This window comes from Candidatus Amarobacter glycogenicus (assembly GCF_016704105.1).
Classification (GTDB): domain Bacteria; phylum Chloroflexota; class Dehalococcoidia; order Tepidiformales; family Tepidiformaceae; genus Amarobacter; species Amarobacter glycogenicus.
Genome location: NZ_JADJAT010000019.1, coordinates 593,676 through 615,719 on the forward strand (window position 1 = coordinate 593,676; position 22,044 = coordinate 615,719).

Consider the following 22,044-nt stretch of genomic DNA (forward strand, 5'->3'; position numbering starts at 1 on the left):
GACTACAGCCCCACGCCGCCGGCGGCGAGTAACTCTCCCGCCTCGCCCTCTTCGATCCCCAGGAGTTCGGTGAGCACCTCCCAGGTGTGCTCGCCGAGGCAGGGAGCCGCGAACCGCGGGCCGTTGTCGTACCCGGCGATGCGGAACTGGTGGCCTTCGTAAGGGACCATCCCCATCTCCGGGTGTTCGAGCATGCGGAAGTACCTGCGGTGGGCGAGTTGCGGGTCGGCCAGCAGGTCGCTCGACCGCTGGACCGGTCCTGCCGGCACGCCAGCGGACTGCAAGCGGGCCATGAGTTGGTAGCGATCCTGGGCCGCGGACCACGCCGCAACAGCCGCATGGATCTCGTCCTTCCGCCGTTGCCTGCCCGCAAACGTCGCGAGGTCGGCGCCTGCAGGCGCCGCCGACGCCATCTCGCGCGCCAGGGCCGCCCACTGCGCATCGGTCTCGCAGGCGATGGCAATCCACTGATCCTCCCCGGCGGAGGGGAAGATCGCATGCGGGCACATCGTAGGGTCGTCGTTGCCGGCGCGCCGGGGGATGGCGCCCGAAAGCTGGTACTCGACGAGTTCCGGCGCGAGGAAGTGGAGGGCAGCCTCCATTTGCGATTGCTCGATGTACTGGCCCTCTCCTGTCCGCCGATGGTGGTCGAGAGCAGCGGCGACGGTCGCCACGAGGAAGTGCGGGGCGATGACGTCGGTGTAGGCCGTGAACGGCCCGGCAGGTGACCTGTCCGGCCAGCCGGTGATCTCGTAGAAACCGGCGATGGCGGCCGCGTGGTAACCGAAACCGGCGAGGCTCCGCGCCGGACCCGTCTGGCCCATCAGGCAGGTGCTCACCATGATGATCTCCGGGTTCAGCGCTTTCGCGACGTCGTAGCCGAGGCCGAGGTCGGCCATGGTCCCGGGTGTGAACGACTCGAATGCGACATCGCACCACGCCAGGAGCTGTTTCGCGACCTTCTTTCCGGCCGCGCTCTTCAGGTCCAGCACAACGCCCTTCTTCGAAGAGTTCGCCATCCCGAAGAACTGCGACCGGTTCACTCCCGCCACTCCGTCCTTGAAAGGGCCTGCGTTGCGCAGGCGGTCAGGCGGATTTGTGGTCTCTACCCGCACCACCGTCGCGCCGTGGTCCGCGAAGTACTTCGCCGAGATCGGGCCCACACCGATCCACGAAAAGTCAGCGACCTTCAATCCTTCGAACGGGAGCCGCCCCGGCTTCGCCCCGGGCAACGGGCCGACGGCCGGCCGCGCGGCTGGAGCGGGGTCAGCATCCATCGGGGCGGGGCCGGGAGCATGCAGGGGAGTGCGCCCGGGCCGGGCGAACACCCCCGGAATGCGCACTTTCCGGCCACCCGGCAGTTCGTAGTCGTACCAGTAGTTCCGCGCTTCGAGGTGATCAAACCCGAGTACGTCTTCCAGCGTCGCAACGGGGGCGATGGTTACCCCGTCTCGCAGCCCGCGGTTGAAGAGCTCCTGCTTCGGGTACTTGGCGAAGAACTCCGCAGCCTTCGCCAGGAGCTCTTCCATCGGGTGCTTCACCGGCGCGCCGGTCAGCACCATGATGTCGTACTGCGCCCAGTTGTCGTCGTCGATCCAGGATCCGGGAACGGTCCCGTCGGCGATCATCCAGTTGATGATGCTGGCGACCGCGCCGCCGAAGGCCGCGAACACGACCTCGCCATCGCGCGCCGGGTAGACCAGCGGCATCGTCAGCACCCCGAGTTGGAGAAGCGTGCCGGCTCGCTCCATGTTCTTGCCCTGGACGCCGTAGGAAGTCATCGCCTGGATGGCTGTCCACGTCACAGCCGCCTGTACCGAGACATCCACGAATTGCGGTTCGCCCGTCTGGAGGCGCCGGTGATGGGCGACGAGCGCGGCAGCGGCGGACTCGGCTGCGCCGTGGTGCCAGCATTGCGGCACCGTCACGCGGACGGGCGGACGGTCACCCTCACCGTTCAGCGCCGCCATTCCGCCCATCGCCGCCAGTGTGAGGTCGGTGTTCGCATGGTTCGCGTAGGGCCCATCCTGGCCGAACGGCGAGATGCCCACGTACACGAGGGTTGGGTTCGCCTGAATGAGGTCGGCGTAGCCAAGGCCCCTGGCAGCCATGGCCCCCGGACCGGCATCCTCGAACAGGAAGTCCGCGCTTTTCACGAGCTCGAGTAGCTGAGCCTTGCCCTCCGGGGTGTCGATGTCGCACTGGGTGAGCTTCTTCCCGCGGTTGTAGACGTGGTAGAGCCCACTGTGGCGGTCGCTACCCCGTGGTTCGATGCGGATCACTTCCGCGCCGAGATCGGCGAGGATCATCGGCCCGAGCTGGGCATGGCTATCGGTGAGGTCCAGGACGCGGTAGGGGCTCAACATGCGCCGCAGTTTAGCGGGCCAAGTTCAAGAATGATCAGGATCTCTCGCGAGTGTTTCGAACACTTCCCTCAGCGGTCCGAGCGAACGTGGCCGCCAACTTCCGCCGGCGCGACGCAGGGCGCGCTGCCAGACGTCGCGCGAGACCCCCGCGGCCCAGGAAAGGAACGCTTCCAGCGCCAGCTTCGCGGCTTCCCGTTCCGCGGCGCTTGCCTCCTGGACAAACGCCCTGGCAGCGGCCTCGTGCCCGCCGTGTTCGGCCCGGAAGTCCTCGTGGAAGTACCCGTCGAGGAGCACGGCCATGGCATCGAGCGGAGGCGGCTCACTCACGCTGCTATCGTCGCTCCCGGTCATCGCTCCTCCGGGTAACTGGTGAGGACGTACCAGCCGGTCCCCGTCCAGCGGAGGACGACGACCGCGTCCCTGACCTCTACCGCTCTCGTTTCGCCCTGTTCGATCGAGCGGCCGATTACGACGCCGAGGGCGAGGCGCAGGGCGAGGTTGGGCCGGCTCCCGTCGCGCGCTTCCCATTTCTCGATCTCGGCCCGTTTCTTCGTGATGACCTGCGCCACCACGCGTTCGGCAGTTGCACGATCGGTATAGGTCGACGCCGCGGAGATGTCCGGCTCCGCCTTCAGCCGGGCGAGCAACTCGGCATCGCTCTTGCCGACATGCCGCGCGAGTGTGTGTCCGCCCCGGGCCTCATCGATCGAGAGGTCGCGGGATTGGGCCGTTGTCGCGGCAGTGGGGGTCGGCGGCGTCACGGCGGAGGGGGCCGTGGCTGTACCGGCGCCAGCGGTGGGCGAAGGCCCCGGAAGACCGAAGCTCCCGGCAGTCGCGGCAGGCGTCAGCTCCGAATCGGGCACATCGGGCGGGGAGGCGCCCCCGTCTCCGGCGAACTGCTGCAGGACCAGTCCGGCCACGAGCAGGCCGACAGCGACCGCAAGGAGGACCCAGGAACGGCGCGGGAACATGGGACTGATGGTTGCCCCGGAGGCCCGACTCGCGCAACCGTCCGGCCGGGGGTGACCAACAAGCGGCGGCGGCAAGGTTCATGGGTGTTTACCGATCGGAAGGTTTTGTCCTTCCGGACAGCACAACGATCCCGAAGGGCCGCGACAGGTATCGTGTGAGAGATTTCACAGACCCTTCATTTGTGGTAGTCTGCTGCGGGTTAACCCCACCGACCCACGGAACTTCCCCGGACTCTCTCCAGACTCAAAGTCCGGGTTACGCGCAGGAGGCCGAATAGCCGCGTGAACATCATTGTTTGTGTGAAGCAAATCCCCGACCCGGAGACCCCGTCCGCTTCGTTCAAAGTGGATGAAGCCGCCAAGAAGGTAATCCCGGCCCAGGGCATCGCCCCCGTGGTGAACCCTTACGACCCCCAGGCCACGGAAGCCGCCCTGCGCCTGAACGAAGCCGATGGCGGCGGGAAAGTCACCGTCATCTCCCTCGGGCCCGAAACAGCCCGCGACGCCATCAAGCATGCGCTCGCTATGGGCGCCGATGAAGGCGTCCTCATCACCGGCGCCGAATTCGAAGGCATCGATAACTTCCAGACCGCGAAGGCACTCGCCGCCGCGGTCCAGAAGCTCGGCGGAGCTGACCTCATCCTCATGGGCCGCGCTGCAGCGGACTGGGACATGGGCGTGGTTCCGACCGGTGTCGGCAGCATCCTCGACATCCCGGTCGTCACGCTGGCGAAAGCGATCGAAAAGGGCGGCAGCGGCATCAAGGTGGAACGCGTCCTCGATGACGGCTTCCAGACTGTCGAAGTGAACACTCCCGCCGTCGTCTCGATTTCGAACGAGTTCGGCGAACCCCGCTACCCGCAGTTGCGCCAGATCATGCTCGCCGCCAAGAAGACGGTGCAGATCTGGGGCGCCGGCGACCTCGGGATCGGCGACCAGCTCGGCGCCGCGAACCGGGACCTCACCCTGGAGGCGCTCTACGTGCCGAAAGTGGAAAGCAACGTCGAGATCATCGAGGGCGATTCGCCCGAAGAGAAAGCTCGCAACCTGGCGCAGAAACTCCGCGCCGCGAAGCTGATCTAAGGGAGGCACGCAATGGCTGGAATTCTCGTAATCGCAGAAGCAGTTGATGGCGCCCTCGCGCCGATTTCGGGCGAACTCATCGGCGCGGCGAAGAAGCTCGGTGGCACCGTCACCGCACTTGTCGCCGGCAACGAAGCGCTCGCCCAGCAGCTCATCTCGGCGGGCGCCGATAACGCCATAGCCGCGACGAACAGCGCCCTCGCCGATGGCACCGCCGACGCATACGTGCCGGCTGTCCAGGCCGCCCTGGCCCAGACGGGTGCGGATGTCGTCCTCCTGGGCCAGACCAGCCTCGGCCGCGACCTCGGCCCGGCGCTCGCCTTCAAGCTCGGCACCGCCGTCGCCATGGACTGCGTGGAACTGAAGCTCGATGGTGGCAAGCTCCGCGCTACGCGCTCGGCCTACGGCGGCAACGCCCGCGCCGAAGTCGGTTTCCGGAACTCGCCGGCCATCGCCACGGTGAAGGCCAAGTCGTTCGATGCCCCGGAAGGCGCCGCAGGCAGCGGTAGCGTCAGCAGCATCGATGCGGCGGGCACGCCGCGCGTAAGAGTCACCGGCACGAGCAAGGCCGAAACCACCGGCATCCGCATCGAAGATGCTCCTGTCGTCGTTTCTGGCGGCCGGGGTCTTGGCGACGCAGACGCCTTCAAGCAGCTCGAAGCACTCGCGGACCTGCTGAAGGGCGCCACCGGCGCCAGCCGCGCCGCCTGCGACCTGGGCTGGTATCCCCCGTCTCAGCAGGTCGGCCTGACCGGCAAGACCGTGTCGCCGAACCTCTACATCGCCGTCGCAATCTCCGGCGCCAGCCAGCACATGGCGGGCATGGCCGGTTCGAAGAACATCGTCGCCATCAACAAGGACGCCGATGCCAACATGGTGAAGGTGAGCAAGTTCGCCATCATCGAGGACTACAAGAAAATCGTCCCGGCCCTGATCGAAGAGATCAAGAAGCTGGCGTAGCGGTTTCGTCGGTCTCAGGCACCAAACAGAAGGCCGGGCAATTCGCCCGGCCTTCTTCTTTGGCCCGAGGATGCGGCCCTACCGACCCAGCACGAACCGGTCCATGAACGAGAGCATGATCTCCGCGCACTGGCGGCCCAGTTTCGGGTCCGCATCGAAGCCATGGGGCTGCCCGGCGAACATGTGCAGCTCGACCGGGACGCCAGCGGCGTTCAGTGCCTCGTACATGCGCGTGGCCTCGGCCTCAGGCACTACTTCGTCTTTGTTTCCGTGGATGAGGAGCGTCGGCGGGAACGAGCTGGTGGCATAGGTGAGCGGGCTGGCGCCGCGCAGCGTCGCCTCCGGGGCTCCTTTTCCGAAGAGGGCCGGCAGCCCACCCCAGGAGCGGCGCTCGAGCCCGGTAGGAGGATAGAACGAGATAACCGCGGCAACATTGGAGCTCGTGTCCGCGTGGCCGCCGCTCCCTTCGAAGCCGTCGACGCCACCGGCGCCGCCTGCCATCAATGACAGGTGTCCGCCGGCGGAGTTCCCGGAGACGACGAGCCGGTCCGGGTCGATGCCGAATTCCGCCGCGTTCGCGCGGACGTACCGGATGGCGCACTTCACATCCTCGATCTGCGCTGGCCAGAGAGCTTCGCCGGTGAGGCGGTACTCGCTCGCGATGCAGGTGTAACCGCGCCGCCCGAGCAGCACGCCGTAGCCCTTCAATTGCGAACGATCGCCCTGTGACCAGCCCCCACCGTGGATGAGCAGGATGCCGATGCCGTTCTTGACCGCGGCAGGCGGTTCGTAGATATCGCAGCGCAATTCGCGGCCGCCGCCGGTGCCGAAGACTACCCCTTCCCGTGTCGTCACGCGGTCCTGGACGATAGCTGTCATGTTCGATGCCCCCCGAGAGTAGTGGGCGAAGTCTACGCGACGGGCGGCAGCCCCGGGGGCACGCAGGAGGAGGCACCTCACGGGGACTCAGGCGCCGCCCACAGCAGCGACATCCGTCTCGCGGAACTGCTGACGGTAGAGGCGCGCATACACCCCGTCGTGCGCGAGTAACTCGGCGTGCTTGCCCTTCTCGGCGATGCGCCCGTCTTCGAGCACCACGATCAGGTCTGCCGCGACGATAGTCGAGAGTCGATGGGCGATTGCCAGGACGGTCCGGCCCTTTGTCAGGTGTTCGAGCGCCTCCTGAATTGCGCGCTCAGTCTCGCTGTCCACGCTCGAAGTCGCCTCATCCAGGATGAGGATGGCCGGGTCCTTCAGGAGCGCGCGGGCGATCGCCACCCGCTGTTTCTCGCCACCGGAGAGACGATAGCCGCGCTCGCCGACAACCGTGCCGTAACCGAAGGGCAGCTTCGCGATCAGGTCGTGGATATTGGCGGCACGGGCCGCCTGCTCGATCTCCGCGTCTGTTGCATCAGGCCGGCCGTAGCGCAGGTTCTCGCGGATCGATTCGTGGAAGAGGTACGGCTCCTGGTTCACCATGCCGATGCACGCCCCGAGCGACTCCAGGGTGACATCGCGGATGTCATGCCCGTCGATCGTGATCCGGCCGGAGTGCACGTCATACAGGCGCGGGACGAGGTACGCGACCGTTGTCTTCCCGGCGCCGGAGTGTCCCACGAGCGCGGCGAACTGCCCGGGTGGCACCTCGAAGGTGATGTCCTGCAGTGTCGGCCTGTCCTTGATGTAGCTGAAGCTCACACCCTCGAAGCGCAAGTCGCCTTTTGGATGTTCCAGCGGGTGAGCACCGGGCCGGTCGGCGATCTCCTGTTCCAGGTCCAGGTAGTCGAAGATGCGCTCGAATAACGCGAGCGAACTCAGCACGGTCACGTTGACGTTGAGCAACTGAGAGACGGGCTGGAACAGGCGGGTGAGCAGGCCGCCAAAAGCGACGACGGTGCCCAGCGACGAGTCGCCACCGATGATCGCGTGGCCGCCATACCAGTAGACGACCGCGGGGGCGAGGGCGCTGAACATCCCCATCGCCATGAAGAAGCCGCGTCCAACCATCGCCCGGCGGATGTTGAGGCTCCGGATGCGGCGGGCGCTGGCCTCGAAGCGGTCGATTTCGGCTTCCTGGCGCCCGAACGTTTTCACCAGCAAGGCGCCGCTCACCGAAAGCGTCTCCTGCATCTGGGAAGTCATCGTCGCCAGCTCTTCCTGCGAATCGGTCACCAGCACTCGCTGCATCTGTCCTACTCGCCTGGCCGGGTAAACGAAGAGGGGTAGGAATGCACAGGAGAAGAGCGTCAGCTTCCAATCGAGCGCGAGCATCAGCGCCAGCGTCGTCGCTGCCGTGATGACGTTGCCAACGACTCCGGAGAGCGTGTCGCTGACGACGTTCTGGATCGCGCCGACATCGTTGTTCACGCGAGAGAGCACCTCGCCGGTGCGCATGGAAGTGAACCAGCGCAACGACATCCCGGTGAGATGCCGGTAGAGCCCCCGGCGCAGGTCGAACATCACGCTCTGGCCGATGCTCTGGCTGAGGTAGGACTGGGCGACGCCTGCAAGGGAGTTGAAGCCCACAAAGATCAGCATCAAGAAGATGAGGAAGTTGAGCTCACTGCCGTCGGAGTCTGCGAGAGCATCATCGATGATGCGCTGGATGATGATCGACGGCCCGAGCCCGACGAGGGCGGCGAAGATGATGACCGCGATGAGCGCCGCGACTGCCTTACCGTGCGCCCGGTGCAGGCCAAGCGCCCGCTTCAGTGTCGGCCAGGCGGGCCGCATCGGGCGGGCTTCGAGGCGTTTCTGCCGGGCGGCTCGTTCGTCCAACCGCATCATCGTCGCCAGCCTAGCGCCCACCGCGACTCCGGTCGCCTGACCGGAAGGTTAGCCGGGAGCCTGTCCAGGAGGTTAGCCCGGGGCCCGCTCTTCGAGTAGCGACGCCGCTCGGGCAAGCTCCTCGGGCGTGTTCACACCGGAGAAACTGCGCAGCCCGGGGTCGAAACGGCGCACCTCGTCTTCGGGCAGCAGCTTCACCGTCCCCAGGCTCGACATCGCGCGGAGCACTCTTCGCTCGCCTCCCTCGACGGCCTCACGGAACGCGGGGAGACAGTCGGCCGCGCGGTAGACGGCGACAAGTGGCTGCGCGCGGCCACCGGCCTCAGGGCAGACAGCCATGGCGCCCTCCGCGACCTCGCCGAGATAACGAAGGAGACGTGGTTCGATGAGCGGGGCATCGCAGGAGACAACGAGGCAGAGGGCTTCGGGAGCCGCTTCGAAGGCGGTGACCATCCCCGCGAGAGGCCCGGACTCGAGGTAGCGATCCCGGACGACTCGTAGTGGGACATCGCACGACACCGCGGGCAACGACTGGCCACGGGCAGCGATGATGAGCACCTCAACGCAAACCTGCTGGACTGCGTCGATCACCCACTGGAGCAGTGGCTGGCCGGCGAGAATGGCCGACGCCTTGTCTGATCCGAAACGGCTGCTCTTCCCTCCGGCGAGGATCACGCCTATCACCAGTGCGGCTCCATGGGGATCGAGTCTACCGGTCGACCGGCCCGCGCGCCCGACTCGCGCCGCCCGCCGGCAAGGCGTAGATTCGGCGCACTCCAACCCAGGAGGGCCCACCGATGGCCCAGGCGCCCACCCTCGAATACCTGATGACCATGACCGCCAACCTCCGGGCGAACACACCGGTGATCGCCAATGGGCCGCAGGGCACCCGCGCCATCGCGATCGTCACCGGCGGCACATTCGAAGGGCCGAAGCTACGCGGCACTCTTGACGATTCCGGCGGCGACTGGGTGACCGTCCGTGCCGACGGAAGCATCAAGCTCGACGTGCGCGTCCTCCTGCATACCCACGACGGAGCGGACATCTTCATGCGGTACGAGGGCGTTGGCCTCCGCCAGGACGACGGTTCCCTCAATCTCGCGACCGCGCCCCTCTTCGAGACAGGCGACGAACGCTACGCCTGGCTCAACCACGTGCAGGCCATCACCTCCGGGAAGAGCAAGGGTGGGGTGGTCACCTACGAAGTCTTCGGCGTCCAGCTGTAGGTCTCCCGCTGCCGCTGCGCAGTCCAGCCAACCCGCCGTGGACGCCCGCCGTTTTCTGCTAACCGGCGCCGTTGGTGTACGCTCGTTTGCGATGGAAGGTGTCTACATCGTCGATGCGACGCGAACCCCGTGGGGGAAGTTCGGCGGCGCGCTGAAGGAACATTCCGCCGCCGACCTCGGCGCGCTGCTCATTCGCACGCTGGTGGACCGGAACGCCTTCGACGGCGGTGAAATCGAGAATGTGATCCTTGGCCAGGTCCTGCAGGCCGGGGCCGGCCAACTGCCCAGCCGCCAGGCGCTGATCGAGGGCGGCCTGGCGGATACCACGCCGAGCACCCTCGTCAACAAGGTCTGCGGAAGCGGGATGCGCGCCGTCGTGATGGCTTCGCAGCAGATCCGCCTGGGCGAGAACGAGCTCGTCCTCGCGGGCGGCATGGAATCGATGAGCAACGTCCCCTACTACGACACGCACACCCGCTGGGGCGCCCGGATGGGCAACAAGACGTTGATCGACGGCATGGTCTACGACGGCCTCTGGTGCGCATTCGACGACGTCCATATGGCGACCCAGGCCGACGACATGTCGGCCAACCGAGAAGTCTCCCGCCTCGCCATGGACGAGTGGAGCGTACGCAGCCAGAAGCGCTGGGGCGCCGCCTTCGATGCCGGGCACTTCGTCCAGGAGATCACCGCAGTCCCAAACAAGCGCGACCCCAACCACATCGCCCTCGCGAAAGACGAGAGCCCGCGGCCCAACTCGACTGTCGAGCGGCTGGGACGCATCAACCCGGTCTGGGGCACCCAGGCGATCACCGCCGGGAACGCACCGGGAGTCAACGACGGTGCCGCAGTCCTCGCCCTTGCCAGCCAAGCGCGCGCGGCACGACTCGGCACGAAGCCACTCGCGCGGGTGGCCGGCTGGGCCGAAGCAGCGACACGCCCCGGCGATTTCCCGGTGGCCTCAGCCCACGCGATCAAGATGCTGCTGGCGAAAGCCGGGCTGAGGATCGACGAGGTGTCGGTCATCGAGGTGAACGAGGCCTTCGCCTGCGTCCCGCTCATCTGCAGCCAGGAGCTGAACTGGGACCCCGACCGGGTGAACCGATGGGGCGGCTCGGTTGCCATGGGACACCCGATCGGGGCCAGCGGCGCGCGCCTCGTGATGACGGCCGCCTACCAGTTGAAGGAAACCGGCGGCCAATACGCCGTCGCCGCCATTTGCTCGGGCACCGGCCAGGGCGACGCGATCCTGCTAGAACGGGCGTAGCGGGCGGCGCGGTAGACGGGCCGATTCTTCGGGTTTCCCCGAATTCAATTCGGAATTCCTACTGAGCCCGGGGCCCCGGCAAGCCGATAAGTTCCATATGAGCCTGCGCCACTCCGTGGCCTTCCTTCGCCTGCGCCGCGTCAAGTGGAAGATCATGCTGCCCTTCGTGATCCTCACGGCGATGTTCGCCCTTTTCGCGACGAAGAACGTGACTGAACTCGTGACATCCTCGTTGCAGGACCGGCTCGAAAAGCAACTCGTTTCGGCTTCGCAGTACACCGCCGATTCGATCGCCAAGCAGGAACGCGACCAGTTGGAGCTGGTCCGCGTCGTCGCTTTCACGGAGGGTGTGTCCGAAGCGGTCGCGACCGGCAACTCGTCGCGGCTCGAAGCGCTCGTCCTGCCCTCTGCGGCGAACGTCGGTGCCGAGCGAGTCGAGATCTTCGGCAGCTCGGGAATGCGCGTATACGGAGTGCGGACGGATGAGGCCTCGGGCCAGCTGACGCCCATCGCCAACGGCATAGCGCCAGCCGAGTGGACCGCCATCTCCTACGTCCTCGAAGGCAAGAGCGACGAGCGCGGAGACAAGTGGGCACAGCTCGCGAACACACCGGAAGGGCCGGTACTGCTCACTGTTGGGCCGATCCGGGACGCCTCCGGACGGGTTGTTGGCGCGGCCGCCGTTTCGAGCCCGCTCTCTTCACTGCTGCTCGCGGTGAAGAAGAATGCTTTCAGTGACGTGACGATGTTCACCCCTTCGGGAGAAGCGTTGGGCTCGACGTTCGACCTCGCTGACGCGAATGAGGCCAACGGCCAGCTCCGCGGGACAGCGGACCAATCGTCGCAGCCGGGCAGCGGAGCCTCCGGGGATGTGCTTGGCCGGGGATACCAGTTCCTGACGAACGACCTCGTCGTGCGCGGCGAACGCATCGGCACCTTTTCGGTCGCAATCCCGGCCGACTCCGTTTCCAATACGGAACAGGCCACCCGCCTGCGCATGAGCCTCATCTTCGGGGCGATCACCCTCGGTGTGATTGCCGTGGGCTGGGCGGTATCGCGGAACCTCACGTCCCCGCTGAACCGGCTGGTTACCGCCGCCCTGGCGGTTTCCCGGGGCGACCTCAGCGCGCGCTCCAACGTGCGCACGGGCGACGAGATCGGCCTCCTGGGCGCGAGCTTCGATTCCATGGCCGAACGGCTCGAGGAACAGCACGTCGCGACCATCGGGGCGCTCGCCTCGGCCATCGATGCGCGAGACCCGTACACCGCCGGCCACTCGGTCCGCGTCGGCGACCTCTCTGCCGAGCTGGGCACCGACCTTGGCATGCCACGGCCAGCCATCCACCACCTGCGCGTCGGCGGGCTCCTGCACGACATCGGCAAGATCGGTGTGCGGGATACGATCCTCCTGAAGCCCGGCGCCCTCTCGCCCGAGGAGCGGCGCCTCATCGAACAACACCCGACGATCGGACTTCGCATCCTTGAAGGTGCGCGGCTCCCGAGCCAGGTCCTCGAGATCGTTGGCGGTCACCACGAACGCCTGGATGGCAGCGGATACCCGCTCGGCCTCTCCGCCGAGGAGATCTCGGTCTTCCCCCGTATCACGGCGGTCGCCGATATGTACGACGCGCTCACCACCGACCGCCCGTACCGTCTCGGACTGAGCCCGCAGGAGGCCATCCGGATTCTCTGGCGCGACGCGGAGACGGGCCTCGTCGACCCGGAAGTCGTGGCAGCCCTCCGGCGCATCGTCCGGGTCTGGGAAGAGCGCCGCGCGGCGACCGTCGTCCAGACGACGGCCTGGCTCGAGAGCTTGCAGGCGATCAAGGGGTTCAAGCCGAATGCTGCGTAGGACGTCCGCCGTCACCGCTATCGGCGCCACCATCGCGACGACGCTGGGCGGCGCCTACTTCGGCGGCGCCACGGACCAGGCTTTCCGCGGCACATCGGCCGACCTGCGAAGCCACGTCCAGGTCGACTATTCGGCGGCCGACCCCACACTTCGGCTGCCGCCCCTGTCGCAGGCCGTCATCGCCGACGCCGCGACGGACAATGCGGGAGCCTCATCCGAAGTGACGCCTGGCGGCACGGCCGCGCCACGCGCCACCACGAATCCCACCGCAACGCCAACGCCATCGGCAACCGAGGCGTCGCGGAGCCCATCGCCAACTCCGGCACCGGTCCGGTCGAGCACGCCGGTGCCAGGGAAGACACCGAGTTCGACTCCGACCCCGGCCCCGACCGCTACGACGGCGGCGCCCACCGTGAACGTGCCTGTGCCCAGTTCAACCGCGGCTCCTGCCACGAAGACGACCGCACCCGCTTCGCCCACCGCAGTCGCGACGACGGCCACCCAACCCCCTGCCACCCAGCCCCCTACCACCCCCGCCGGCAACTCGGGGAACGGCGGGAGCAACGGCAACGGCGACCCGGGGAGCGGGAGCAACGGGAACGGTGGGAACAACGGGAACGGCGGGAGCAACGGCAACGGCGACCCGGGGAGCGGGAACAACGGGAACGGTGGGCAACGGCGGCAACGGCAACGGCAACGCGAAGACAAAATGAGCGGCGGCGGCGGGGCTACTCCGGGGCGAGCGGCTTCGCCATGTCGACGATGATTTCATCGCCGCGCGGGTGCTGGTAGCGGTTGGTGACCACGTACCCGAGGCGTTCATAAAGGGCGATGTTTCGCGGCAGGAGCGTCCGGACGCCGATGCGGGCCTCCCGGAAACCGGCAGCTGCGGCGCGCTGTTCCATCGCCAGCATCATCGCGGCGGCAACCCCGCGGCCCCGGTGCGGCGGCAACACGGAGAGGCGGCCGATGTACACGTGGTCGTCCCGTAGCTCGAATCGCCCTGAGCCGACGGTCTCGCTGCCCAGCCGTGCCAGCACGGCTCCCCCGAGAGCAATGTGCCCGGCGACATCCTCGATGGTCTCCCACATCGCGCTCGACGGGACGGTCAGGACACTCTCGTACTCGGCGAAGGCGGCAAGCATCAGCTCGCGCACGATCTCCGCCTGTTCGGGGCCAACGAACGCGAGGGTGAGGGCGGGTTCGGGAGTCACGCGGAGCCCGGAGCAGAGGCCGCCAGCGTGCGGTCTGTAGCGGGGGCTTTCAAGTTGGGAGAGATGAGGGCACTCCTCGGCGCGACCATGATGCGAGCGTAGCAGATCCACTCTGCGGCCAGCGCCCGTAGTGGAACGCCCGGCTAGCATGCCCACATGGCGGAACCCGGCCCCGCCGCAGCAGGCGAATCGCCAATCCGGCGCGCGTCCGGCGGGCTCGCCATCGCCGCCGCCATCGTCGCGTTTGGGTTCATTGGCTCACGGCTGCTCGGCATCGTCCGCACGATCGTCATCGCCGGGGCGTTCGGGACGAGCCCGGAGCTCGACGCCTACAACATCGCTTTCCGCATCCCTGACCTCATCTTCCAGGTGCTGGCGGGCGCCACCCTCGGGAGCGCCTTCATCCCGGTCTTCGCGCGGCTCTACCGGCGGGAGGGCGAAGAAGAGGCCTGGAAGCTCGCCAGCCACGTCCTGAACCTCATCACCGCGGCAACGGCGGCGCTCTGCGCCCTCGCCTTCCTCCTCGCGCCCTGGCTGGTGCCGCTGCTCGCCCCGGGCCTGGGAGAAGACATCGGCCGTCACGATGAACTCACGGACAAAGCGGTCGAGCTCACGCGCCTGATGCTGCTTTCGACGCTCTTCTTCGCCGTCAGCGGGATGGTCACGGGCATCCTCAACGGCCGCCAGCGATTTCTCCTCCCGGCCCTCGCACCGATGCTCTACAACCTGGCGATCATCTTCGGCGCAGTCTTCTTCGCCGACCGCTGGGGCATCAACGGGCTGGCGGCCGGCGTCGTCCTGGGTGCAGGTCTCCACCTCGCCGTCCAGGTGCCCGGGCTGGTCCGCGAGGGCATGAAGTGGCAGCCGGGCTTCGGGCGGGCCGACCCGGCGGTGCGGGAAGTCGCGCGGCTGATGGGGCCGCGCGTCATCGGGCTCGCGGCCGCCCAGTTCAACTTCGTGGTCACCGGGTTCTTCGCTTCGAAGGTGGGGGCAAGCGCCATCTCCCAGCTCACCTATGCGTGGCTCCTTGCCGGCCTGCCGCTCGCGCTCTTCGGCATGGCGCTTTCGACCGCGGTCTTCCCGGTGTTGGCCGGGCACGTGGCAGATGAGGACATGGATGCGCTGCGGACGACGGTTTCGCGGGTGCTCCGGGTGATCATGTTCCTGACGGTGCCGGCCGCATCGGCCTGGCGATGCTGCGCGACCCGGCGACCATCGTCCTCCTCGAACACGCCGAGTTCACGCGGATCGACTCGGTCTTCACCGCGTCCGCCCTGGGCTGGTACTGCCTGGGCATCGTCCCCCAGGCCGGGATCGAGATTCACAGCCGCGGTTTCTATGCCCTCGGCGATACGCGGACCCCGGTTGCCCTCGCTGTCGCGGCGGTGGTCGTGAACCTGGTCCTCAGCGGGCTACTCTGGGGTCGATACGGGCACGAAGGGCTCGCTTTCTCGGTTTCGGCAGCGTCCTGGCTCGAGTGGGCGGTGCTCTACCGGCTCTACGCGCAGCGCACGGGGGCGAGTGTCGCAGCCGACCTGCGGGCGATGGCGACGGTCGCAGTCTGCGGCGCGGGGATGGCGCTCTTCCTCGCGGTGGGACTCGCGCCAATGGAACAGGGAAGCTGGGACGAGAACCTCGTCGTCGCGGTTGCCGGCGCGGCCGCTGGAGCAGCCGTCTATGCCGGGCTGGCGAATCTCTTGCATGTGGAAGAAATCGGCGAGGCCGTACGAAGGGTCAGTGCCCGCTTCAGCCGGCCTGCCGCTTGAACGCCGCGGCAAGTGCGGCCCGGACGTCGGCATCCGACACCGGGCGGAAGTCCCGGTAGTACTGACCGGTCGCCATGAAGTCCGGGTCGACGACCAGGACCACGACCTCGTCCGCCTCATCGCGCAGATCTTCGACGGCTGACGGCGGGGCGCACGGCGCCGCAAGGATCAGGCGGGCGGGACTTTCTTTGCGAAGTGCTCGACACGCGGCTCGAGCCGTCACGCCGGTGGCGATGCCGTCATCGACGACGATCACGGAACGGCCGGCTGCGACGTGGTGGTACAGACCGTCAAACGCTTTGAGGCGCCTGCGGGCCTCTTCCACCTGGGCCGCAATCTCGCGTTCCAGGTACGCGGGGCTGGCCCCGGTCGCGGAGACGAGGCGTTCGTCGAGGAAGACCGTGCCATCGGCGGCGACGGCTCCGACGCCGAGTTCGGGGTTCGCGGGCGCGCCGAGTTTGCGGGCGACTGTGACCCCGGCTTCGCCATGGATGAGCGCCGCGACCTCGGCGGCGATGATCACACCGCCACGCGCGATGCCGAGCACCAGCGGGTGATCGAGCCCTCGGGAGGCAAGAGCGGCGCCGAGCCGGCGGCCCGCATCCCGGCGGTCGGCGAATGGCGGGTTGGACATCGTCCCACCGTAGCACCGGTGGATCCGCGAGAGTACGGCCGCTCGGCCCGCAAATCGTAGCCTTCAGGACCGGGGTGCATCTCCGCAGATTCGGGTACTGTTCGCCGGTGATACGCAGATACTTCGATTGCGGGCCGCGCGAACGGGTCCGGCGCGCACTCGTGTTCCTCATGATCTTCGCGGTCGCTTACGTGCCGGGCGCCGTCACGCTTGCCATGCTCCTCTCGGGGGCGGAGTGACGTGGACAAGGACCTCTTCGTCCTGTTGCTCATCGTTGTCATCCGGGGCTGCGCGCCGCTCCTGATCCTGCGCTGGCAGTTCGCGGGAGGGCTCCTCTGCATCCTCGCCGACACCAGTGACTCCATCCTGCAGGACGCCCTCGGGGCGGAACCCCTCGCGGGACACTACCACCTCGTCGACAAGTCGTTCGATATCTACTACCTCGCCTTCGAGTGTGGTGTGGCCCTCTGGCGTTGGACCGATCCGCTGGCGCGCGGGGCGGCCGCGGCGCTCTTCGCACTCCGTGCCGCGGGCGTCGTGTTCTTCGAACTGACCGGGTTCCGGGGTACGTTCCTGTTCGCGCCGAACGTGTTCGAGAACTTCTACCTGTTCGTCTCGGGCATGCGCTCGGTCGACCCGGGGTTCCGCATCCCCTCCTGGCGCTGGCTCGTGGTGACGATTGTCGCGGTTGGAGCGCCGAAGTTGCTCCAGGAATACGTGATGCACTACCGCGAATCGGCCACCTGGCACTTCGTGAAGGAGAACATCCTGATGTGGCGCTAGCGTCGCATCGCGGCGGGTTGGGCTGGGCGCCGCAGTGCCCACCACGCGACGCCGAGCATCAGCAGGCACAGCGCAGCGCTGAGCGCGATACCGGTCGTCGCGCCCGCCGAGACGAGCAACCGGCCCTGGAACCAGGGAAACACGAACCCGCCGGAGTTCCCGATCGTGACCATCGCGGCTGGTGCGCTGCTTGAACGCCCTTGGGCGGCGATCGCCATCGCAGCCGGCCAGATCGGTCCGAAGGCGAGGCCGGTGGCAAACGCGGCAACTACAGCCAGGGCGAGGTGTTCGTTCGCGGCCGCTATCCCGCCGCTGGCGACCATACCGGCCGCGATGCTCCCCAGGAGGACCGTCCTTGCCGGGACGCCGTTCGAAAAGAGCGCACCGGAGACCAAGCGTCCGGCCATCAGCGCGCCCCAGTAGCCCGCCGTGATGGCGCCACCGGCGAGGATCCCGGCGTCGAACTCCTGCTCGGTGTAGGAGGCGACCCAGGAGCCGAGCCCGAATTCGGCGCCGACATAGAGGAAGAGGACCCCGCCCATCATCCAGGCGAGGCGACTCATACCGGGATGTGCCGCTCCCGGGTGGCTTCCGGCACCACGCAACGCACCCGGCTCGATCGGGCCCGCGGTCAACATGAGTGCCGCGGAAGACGCCGCAAGCGCGGCAATCACCAGGTAGACCAGCGGCCGGCCTCCGCCATCGATGGCGAGTACACCGCCGGAGAGGAGCGGCCCCGCGACCGCACCAGCGGCGAAGCACACATTTAGCCGGTTGATCCCGCGGGCGACATCGAGGCTCACGCGGGCGACGATCGTGTGAGCCCCGGCATCCATCAGCCCGCCGCCCAGCCCGGTCACCGCGACGCTGGCGAGCGCAGCCTGCCAATCCGGGGCGAGCGCGATTCCCGCCGTGCCTGCGGCCACGAGCAGGAGGCCCGCGCCAGTGAACAACCGGGGATCGAACCGGTGTAGCCGGACTGCGACGCCCGCGGACGCGACGATGGAGCCGAGGAACAGCACGGTCAGCAGGAGGCCCGCCCGGTCGAGCGAGACGCCGAAGTCCCGGGCAAGGATGCTCATCGCCGGGCCGAAGGAAGTTGAGTAGACCCCGATGACTCCGAGCGCCACGCAGGCGGCCAGTTCGAGCCTGGTCACGCGCCGGCTAGTTTTCGAGGCGGCGGGCGATGCGGCCGTCCCAGCGCATCCACGCGATCCGCCCGTCGGGGCCCCGCAGGAACTCGGCCCGCTCTCCCTTGCGCGGACCATCGAGGACGGCCGTGGCGTCGCTGGCGGTGAAGACGAGCTGCGCAGGCGGCAACGGGATCGGCCGGTGGCGCCGTTCGGCGAACCCCCGCTCCGGCGAGGTATCGCTCACGCTGAGGCTCCGGCCTTCCGCCACAACTTCCAGCCGGGCGAGCACGGATTGGTAGGTCCCTGCGTATTCCGCCAGGTCACGGGGCGGGGCAATGGCTACCGGGTCGGGTTTGCCGAAACCGAGGAAGTGCTCCTGGCAACGGTCGGCGATAGTCTGGCGGGTCTCGCGTCCCGTGTCGGAGTTGGTGAGGACCGTGACGGCGAATGCCCGGCCGGGGATCATCTCGAACGAAGAGAGATGGCCGTTGGTGGCGCCCCCATGCTTGACCAGCCGCTCCGTCGGGGCGGCCCAGTCGAGCATCCAGGAGATGCCGATCGCTTCGCACATGCTCCCAGCGGGCCGCTGGACGAGCTGCATCGCCGAAATCGTCTCCGGCATGAGTACGCCGGAGCCGCCGGCGAGGCCCAGGTGGAGCGCGGCGTAGCGCAGTTGGTCGACAACATTCGAGGTGACGCCGCCGCCGGGGGCGATGCTGCGGGGTGTGTTCCAGGGGCGGGCGACCTTTGGGCCTTCGGTGGTGACGATATGGCCGGCTGCGACCCGGTGAGTGATCGCTTCCTCGGGGAAGTAGAACGAACGGTCCATGCCCAGTGGCTCGAAGATCGTGTCGTGGACCACCTGTTCGAACGGCCGGCCGTGGACCGTCTCGATGATGTGGCCGAGGACGTAGAAGGCGGCGTTGCTGTAGGAGAAGGTGTACCCCGCCGGCACGAGCTGTGGGGAGTTCGCCATCTTCCGGACGATCGTGCCGATGGCGTCGTCGCCGCGGCCGGTATCCTTGAAGTAGTCGCCAACATAGCCGGCATGATGAGTGGCCAGGTTGCGCAGGGTGATACGCGCGGCATCTTCCTCCGACTGGAGCGCGAACCACGGCAGGTAAGTCCGCACCGGCGCGTCCAGGTCCACCCTGCCGGCTTCGACCAGGCTCATGAGCGCAGTTGCCGTGAACGTCTTCGAAGTGGAACCGATCTGAAAGAGTGTCTCGGCCGTCACGGGAAGCGGATGCTCGACGTTGGTGAGGCCGACCCCACCGGCGTACGCAACCCCGTGGTGGAGGACGCCAATCGCTGCGCCTGGAGTCTGGAGCCGCGCGATTTCGGCTTCGGCGTATTGGATGAGCGTTTCGGGGAGGGGCCGGATCTCCATGGCGGCGGAGTATACGGGCAGGCCGAACGGTCGTGGCTTGCGTTCCTGCTAGAATCCCGCAACTCCATCGCAGGATTCGCCCATGCCCGACGACGTGCTCTTCGAGAAACGCCCCGACGGAGTCCGGGCCCCGGCACCCTAACCATGGGCGGGAGCTCACCACCCCCCGACAAGCGAAACGGGAGCGTGTATCACAGGCGCGCGGAGACGCCGCAGCAACCCCCAAGAAAGCCCGTTTCGAAACCGGCCGCGACACCCACACCGCACGCGCAGCGCAGACGACAACCCGGCGCGCCCGAAACCCCAGCCTTCGAACTTGGGATCGCGAACCGTGTCGTCGCCCACGACGACCTGCTGCCGGCAGGGCTCGAATTCTGCGCGAAGCTTGCGGCAGGACCGACGGCAACCTACGGGAGGATGAAAAAGAACCTCAATCTCGGAGAGACCGCCACCTTCGCCGAGGTGCTCGACCATGAGGCGTTGATGATGCGCTTGAGTGGCCTGAGCGCCGACAGCCGCGAGGCCGTACGGGCCTTCGTCGAGAAGCGCGAGCCGAGGTTCATCGGCGAGTAGCCTCGAAAACGCAGGCAAGTGTGATAGACAGGAGATCGAAATGGGACAGCTTGATGGTTTGGTAGCGATTGTCACCGGGGGTGCACGGGGGATTGGCGCAGGCATCGCCACCGTGATGGCCCAGCAGGGCGCCAGGGTCGGCATCCTCGACCTGGACGGCGCAACAGCGGCCGAGACCGCGGCGGGACTGGCAGTGCCGGGGAATCGGGATGGCCTGCGATGTGATCATCGAAGACGAGCTGCAGGCGGCAGTCAGAGAGACTGTTGCGAAACTGGGCGGGCTGGACATCTTTGTGAACAACGCCGGCGCCGGGCGGATGCCGCTCGACCCGGCGATCAACCCGGCCACTGGTGGCGCGCGGGTCGAAAACATGAGTGTGGACGTCTGGGACGAGCAGCTGGCACAGAACCTGCGCAGCACCTTCCTCGGGACGAAGGTGGCCGTCCCGTACCTGAAGGCTCGCGGGGGCGGTTCGATCGTGAACATCGCCAGCATTGCCGGGTTAAGCGCCTCGCCGACGCTGCCTGCTTATGCGGCAGCGAAAGCGGGTGTCATCTCGCTTTCACGCAGCTCCGCCCTGGAGTACGCCCCTGCAAACATCCGTGTGAACGCCATTTGCCCGGGATTCCTCTGGACCCGCGCGTGGCAGGGCCTGGCGGCCGGGATGAAGATGAACGTCCCGCAGTTCCGGGATGCCGACCCGCGCGACATCTTCCTCGAGGTCGTGAAGAATGGCGTCCCTCTCCGCCGGGAACAAACGCCCGAGGACATCGGCCAACTCGCCGCGTTTCTGAGCAGTCCGGCAGCCTGGAACATCACCGGCCAGGCGATCTCGGTGGATGGCGGGATAACGTTGAAGTAGCCGCGATGGCGCAAGGACACGAATGCCTGCCCGTTCGGCCGTTCCCGGCATCCGCGTAATCGGTAGGCTTTGTATCGTGGTGACGATGACCGCTCCGGATGCGCTCGCGCGCCTCGCCGATGACTACCACGCCTGGTGGATCGACCTGCTTGGCGAGCACAACCATATCGGTGGGGCCGATGCGACCAGGTGGCTCCTCGAACGGGCCCAGCTTGGTCCCGGCAAGCGCATGCTCGATACCGGCGCCTTCGTCGGCGCGTCAGCACGTTCTGCTGCTGAGGCCACGGGATGCGATGCTTTCGCCAGCGATCTGAACCTCGATTTCCTTGCCGCCGGTCGCGAGATGCCCGGCGGCGCAGGCGTTCGCTGGGTGGCTGCGGATTCCGGGCGGCTTCCGTTTCCCGACGGGCAGTTCCAGAGCGTTTGGGCGATGGACACGTACATCTCGGTAAGGGAACTGAGCAGGGTGGCGGCGCCCGCCGAAGCAACGCTCTGTCTGAACTGTGAAGTGCCTACTGACGCACGAGGCGGCGCCGAAGCGTTCATCGACGAGTGGGCCGAGTACGGCTGGCAACTGGCCGGGCACAAGGACATGAGCAACGACGCAACGGTGACCTGGCGCACGGCCGAGGCAGAGATGGTGCGCCGCCGTCCGTTCTTCGAAGACCGCGACGAGCCCCGCCCCTACCCCCGCCAGCTGGACAGGCTCATGAGCATGCTCCTGCGCTACGAACGCCACGAGCAGGGGCACGGGCTCTTCGTCTTCCGGCGGTAGTCACGCCGAGGAGGTGTGCAGTGCGAATGGCTCGAACCATCGCGGCGGGTCTGGTGTCGGTCACCGCGGTGGGGCTGTTGGTACTCGTCGCCCGGTCGGCCACGTTCGCCATGGGCCTGGCCGGAGACGAGGAAGACCACGACTGGGGAGTCGTGGGTGTGGTCTTCTACGGCGTCCTTCTCGTGGCTCTGCTTGTAGTGACTTGGTTCGCCCTTAGGACTCCGAAGGCTGGCGGGCTTGCCCTCCTTGTCGGGGGCATGGTCATCTTCACGAACACGGCGATGAACGACATCGGGACGCCCCTACTGCTGGCAGCTGCGCTCCCTCCGCTGGCGGGCGCGCTGTTGTTCATGGCCGCTCTGCGCTCCCAACGCCCGGAGGCGACGTAGGCCCGCCGGCGG

22 protein-coding genes and 2 pseudogenes are annotated in these 22,044 nt (G+C 67.4%); 13 read left to right on the forward strand and 11 right to left on the reverse strand.

Features of this window, described 5'->3' with window-relative positions; translation table 11 throughout:
• Positions 1-2: 2 nt before the first annotated feature.
• From IPG14_RS14195 to IPG14_RS14205, 3 genes are read right to left on the reverse strand one after another with little or no spacing between them, the layout of a single operon-like run.
• The gene (locus tag IPG14_RS14195) at positions 3-2,366 is read right to left on the reverse strand and encodes a CoA transferase (protein ID WP_343392246.1); all 2,364 of its coding nucleotides are present in this window, start codon (positions 2,364-2,366) and stop codon (positions 3-5) included.
• Between the two features lie 24 nt (positions 2,367-2,390).
• Positions 2,391-2,717, reverse strand: a complete 327-nt coding sequence (locus IPG14_RS14200; protein ID WP_343392247.1) for a contact-dependent growth inhibition system immunity protein — start codon at positions 2,715-2,717, stop codon at positions 2,391-2,393.
• Entirely contained in the window at positions 2,714-3,337 is a 624-nt protein-coding gene (locus IPG14_RS14205) for an RNase A-like domain-containing protein (protein ID WP_343392248.1), read from the reverse strand. Before IPG14_RS14205 ends, IPG14_RS14200 begins: the two co-directional genes overlap by 4 nt.
• Positions 3,338-3,619: 282 nt before the next feature.
• Here IPG14_RS14205 and IPG14_RS14210 point away from each other — a divergent pair, with 282 nt between their 5' ends.
• Both IPG14_RS14210 and IPG14_RS14215 read left to right on the forward strand, forming a co-directional pair.
• Entirely contained in the window at positions 3,620-4,420 is an 801-nt protein-coding gene (locus IPG14_RS14210; RefSeq protein WP_343392249.1) for an electron transfer flavoprotein subunit beta/FixA family protein, read from the forward strand.
• 12 nt (positions 4,421-4,432) lie between these two features.
• Positions 4,433-5,380, forward strand: a complete 948-nt coding sequence (locus tag IPG14_RS14215) for an electron transfer flavoprotein subunit alpha/FixB family protein (protein ID WP_343386206.1) — start codon at positions 4,433-4,435, stop codon at positions 5,378-5,380.
• 78 nt (positions 5,381-5,458) lie between these two features.
• Here IPG14_RS14215 and IPG14_RS14220 read toward each other — a convergent pair whose 3' ends face one another.
• The 3 genes from IPG14_RS14220 to IPG14_RS14230 all read right to left on the reverse strand — a co-directional run bounded on the left by IPG14_RS14220 (position 5,459) and on the right by IPG14_RS14230 (position 8,851).
• Positions 5,459-6,259, reverse strand: coding sequence for an alpha/beta hydrolase (locus IPG14_RS14220; protein ID WP_343392250.1), 801 nt, complete (start codon positions 6,257-6,259; stop codon positions 5,459-5,461).
• Between the two features lie 87 nt (positions 6,260-6,346).
• Entirely contained in the window at positions 6,347-8,188 is a 1,842-nt protein-coding gene (locus tag IPG14_RS14225) for an ABC transporter ATP-binding protein (RefSeq protein WP_343392251.1), read from the reverse strand.
• Positions 8,189-8,239: 51 nt separating this feature from the next.
• Positions 8,240-8,851, reverse strand: a complete 612-nt coding sequence (locus tag IPG14_RS14230) for a molybdenum cofactor guanylyltransferase (RefSeq protein ID WP_343392252.1) — start codon at positions 8,849-8,851, stop codon at positions 8,240-8,242.
• Between the two features lie 113 nt (positions 8,852-8,964).
• On the opposite strand from IPG14_RS14230, the gene IPG14_RS14235 reads away from it, so the two are divergent.
• From IPG14_RS14235 to IPG14_RS14245, 3 genes are all read left to right on the forward strand, one after another.
• Positions 8,965-9,393, forward strand: a complete 429-nt coding sequence (locus IPG14_RS14235) for a DUF3237 domain-containing protein (RefSeq protein ID WP_343386210.1) — start codon at positions 8,965-8,967, stop codon at positions 9,391-9,393.
• Positions 9,394-9,484: 91 nt separating this feature from the next.
• Positions 9,485-10,660, forward strand: a complete 1,176-nt coding sequence (locus IPG14_RS14240) for a thiolase family protein (protein ID WP_343392253.1) — start codon at positions 9,485-9,487, stop codon at positions 10,658-10,660.
• Between the two features lie 97 nt (positions 10,661-10,757).
• Complete coding sequence (locus IPG14_RS14245) at positions 10,758-12,512, forward strand: HD domain-containing phosphohydrolase (RefSeq protein ID WP_343392254.1); 1,755 nt, start codon at positions 10,758-10,760, stop codon at positions 12,510-12,512.
• A gap of 126 nt (positions 12,513-12,638) precedes the next feature.
• On the opposite strand, the gene IPG14_RS14250 is transcribed toward IPG14_RS14245, so the two are convergent.
• Positions 12,639-13,028: a hypothetical protein gene (locus IPG14_RS14250; RefSeq protein ID WP_343392255.1), complete on the reverse strand. Its 390-nt coding sequence runs from the start codon at positions 13,026-13,028 to the stop codon at positions 12,639-12,641.
• A 212-nt stretch (positions 13,029-13,240) separates the two neighbouring features.
• Complete coding sequence (locus IPG14_RS14255) at positions 13,241-13,726, reverse strand: GNAT family N-acetyltransferase (protein ID WP_343392256.1); 486 nt, start codon at positions 13,724-13,726, stop codon at positions 13,241-13,243.
• Positions 13,727-13,882: 156 nt separating this feature from the next.
• On the opposite strand from IPG14_RS14255, the pseudogene murJ reads away from it, so the two are divergent.
• Positions 13,883-15,369: pseudogene (murJ, locus tag IPG14_RS14260) on the forward strand (murein biosynthesis integral membrane protein MurJ); the annotation flags it as partial.
• A gap of 103 nt (positions 15,370-15,472) precedes the next feature.
• On the opposite strand, the gene IPG14_RS14265 reads toward murJ, so the two are convergent.
• Positions 15,473-16,126 (reverse strand): phosphoribosyltransferase family protein, encoded by a 654-nt coding sequence (locus IPG14_RS14265; RefSeq protein WP_343392257.1) that lies wholly within the window; start codon positions 16,124-16,126, stop codon positions 15,473-15,475.
• Between the two features lie 107 nt (positions 16,127-16,233).
• Here IPG14_RS14265 and IPG14_RS14270 point away from each other — a divergent pair, with 107 nt between their 5' ends.
• Together IPG14_RS14270 and IPG14_RS14275 are read left to right on the forward strand one after the other, a co-directional pair.
• Entirely contained in the window at positions 16,234-16,365 is a 132-nt protein-coding gene (locus tag IPG14_RS14270; protein WP_343386216.1) for a hypothetical protein, read from the forward strand.
• Between the two features lies 1 nt (position 16,366).
• The gene (locus IPG14_RS14275; protein WP_343392258.1) at positions 16,367-16,909 is read left to right on the forward strand and encodes a hypothetical protein; all 543 of its coding nucleotides are present in this window, start codon (positions 16,367-16,369) and stop codon (positions 16,907-16,909) included.
• On the opposite strand, the gene IPG14_RS14280 is transcribed toward IPG14_RS14275, so the two are convergent.
• Both IPG14_RS14280 and IPG14_RS14285 read right to left on the reverse strand, forming a co-directional pair.
• The gene (locus IPG14_RS14280) at positions 16,906-18,066 is read right to left on the reverse strand and encodes an MFS transporter (RefSeq protein WP_343392259.1); all 1,161 of its coding nucleotides are present in this window, start codon (positions 18,064-18,066) and stop codon (positions 16,906-16,908) included. The two genes, IPG14_RS14275 and IPG14_RS14280, sit on opposite strands and share 4 nt — an antisense overlap.
• A 7-nt stretch (positions 18,067-18,073) precedes the next feature.
• A complete protein-coding gene (locus IPG14_RS14285) occupies positions 18,074-19,432 on the reverse strand; it encodes a serine hydrolase domain-containing protein (protein ID WP_343392260.1) in 1,359 nt (452 codons plus the stop codon).
• A gap of 186 nt (positions 19,433-19,618) precedes the next feature.
• Here IPG14_RS14285 and IPG14_RS14290 point away from each other — a divergent pair, with 186 nt between their 5' ends.
• From IPG14_RS14290 to IPG14_RS14310, 5 genes and pseudogenes are all read left to right on the forward strand, one after another.
• Complete coding sequence (locus IPG14_RS14290; protein WP_343392261.1) at positions 19,619-20,005, forward strand: enoyl-CoA hydratase-related protein; 387 nt, start codon at positions 19,619-19,621, stop codon at positions 20,003-20,005.
• Between the two features lie 40 nt (positions 20,006-20,045).
• Positions 20,046-20,186: pseudogene (locus tag IPG14_RS14295) on the forward strand (SDR family NAD(P)-dependent oxidoreductase); the annotation flags it as partial.
• A 28-nt stretch (positions 20,187-20,214) separates the two neighbouring features.
• Positions 20,215-20,868 carry an SDR family oxidoreductase gene (locus tag IPG14_RS14300; RefSeq protein ID WP_343392262.1) on the forward strand — a complete coding sequence of 218 codons (654 nt, stop codon included), beginning with the start codon at positions 20,215-20,217 and terminating at the stop codon, positions 20,866-20,868.
• Positions 20,869-20,953: 85 nt separating this feature from the next.
• Positions 20,954-21,643: a methyltransferase domain-containing protein gene (locus IPG14_RS14305; protein ID WP_343392263.1), complete on the forward strand. Its 690-nt coding sequence runs from the start codon at positions 20,954-20,956 to the stop codon at positions 21,641-21,643.
• 26 nt (positions 21,644-21,669) lie between these two features.
• Positions 21,670-22,032, forward strand: coding sequence for a hypothetical protein (locus tag IPG14_RS14310; RefSeq protein ID WP_343392264.1), 363 nt, complete (start codon positions 21,670-21,672; stop codon positions 22,030-22,032).
• Positions 22,033-22,044 lie beyond the last annotated feature (12 nt).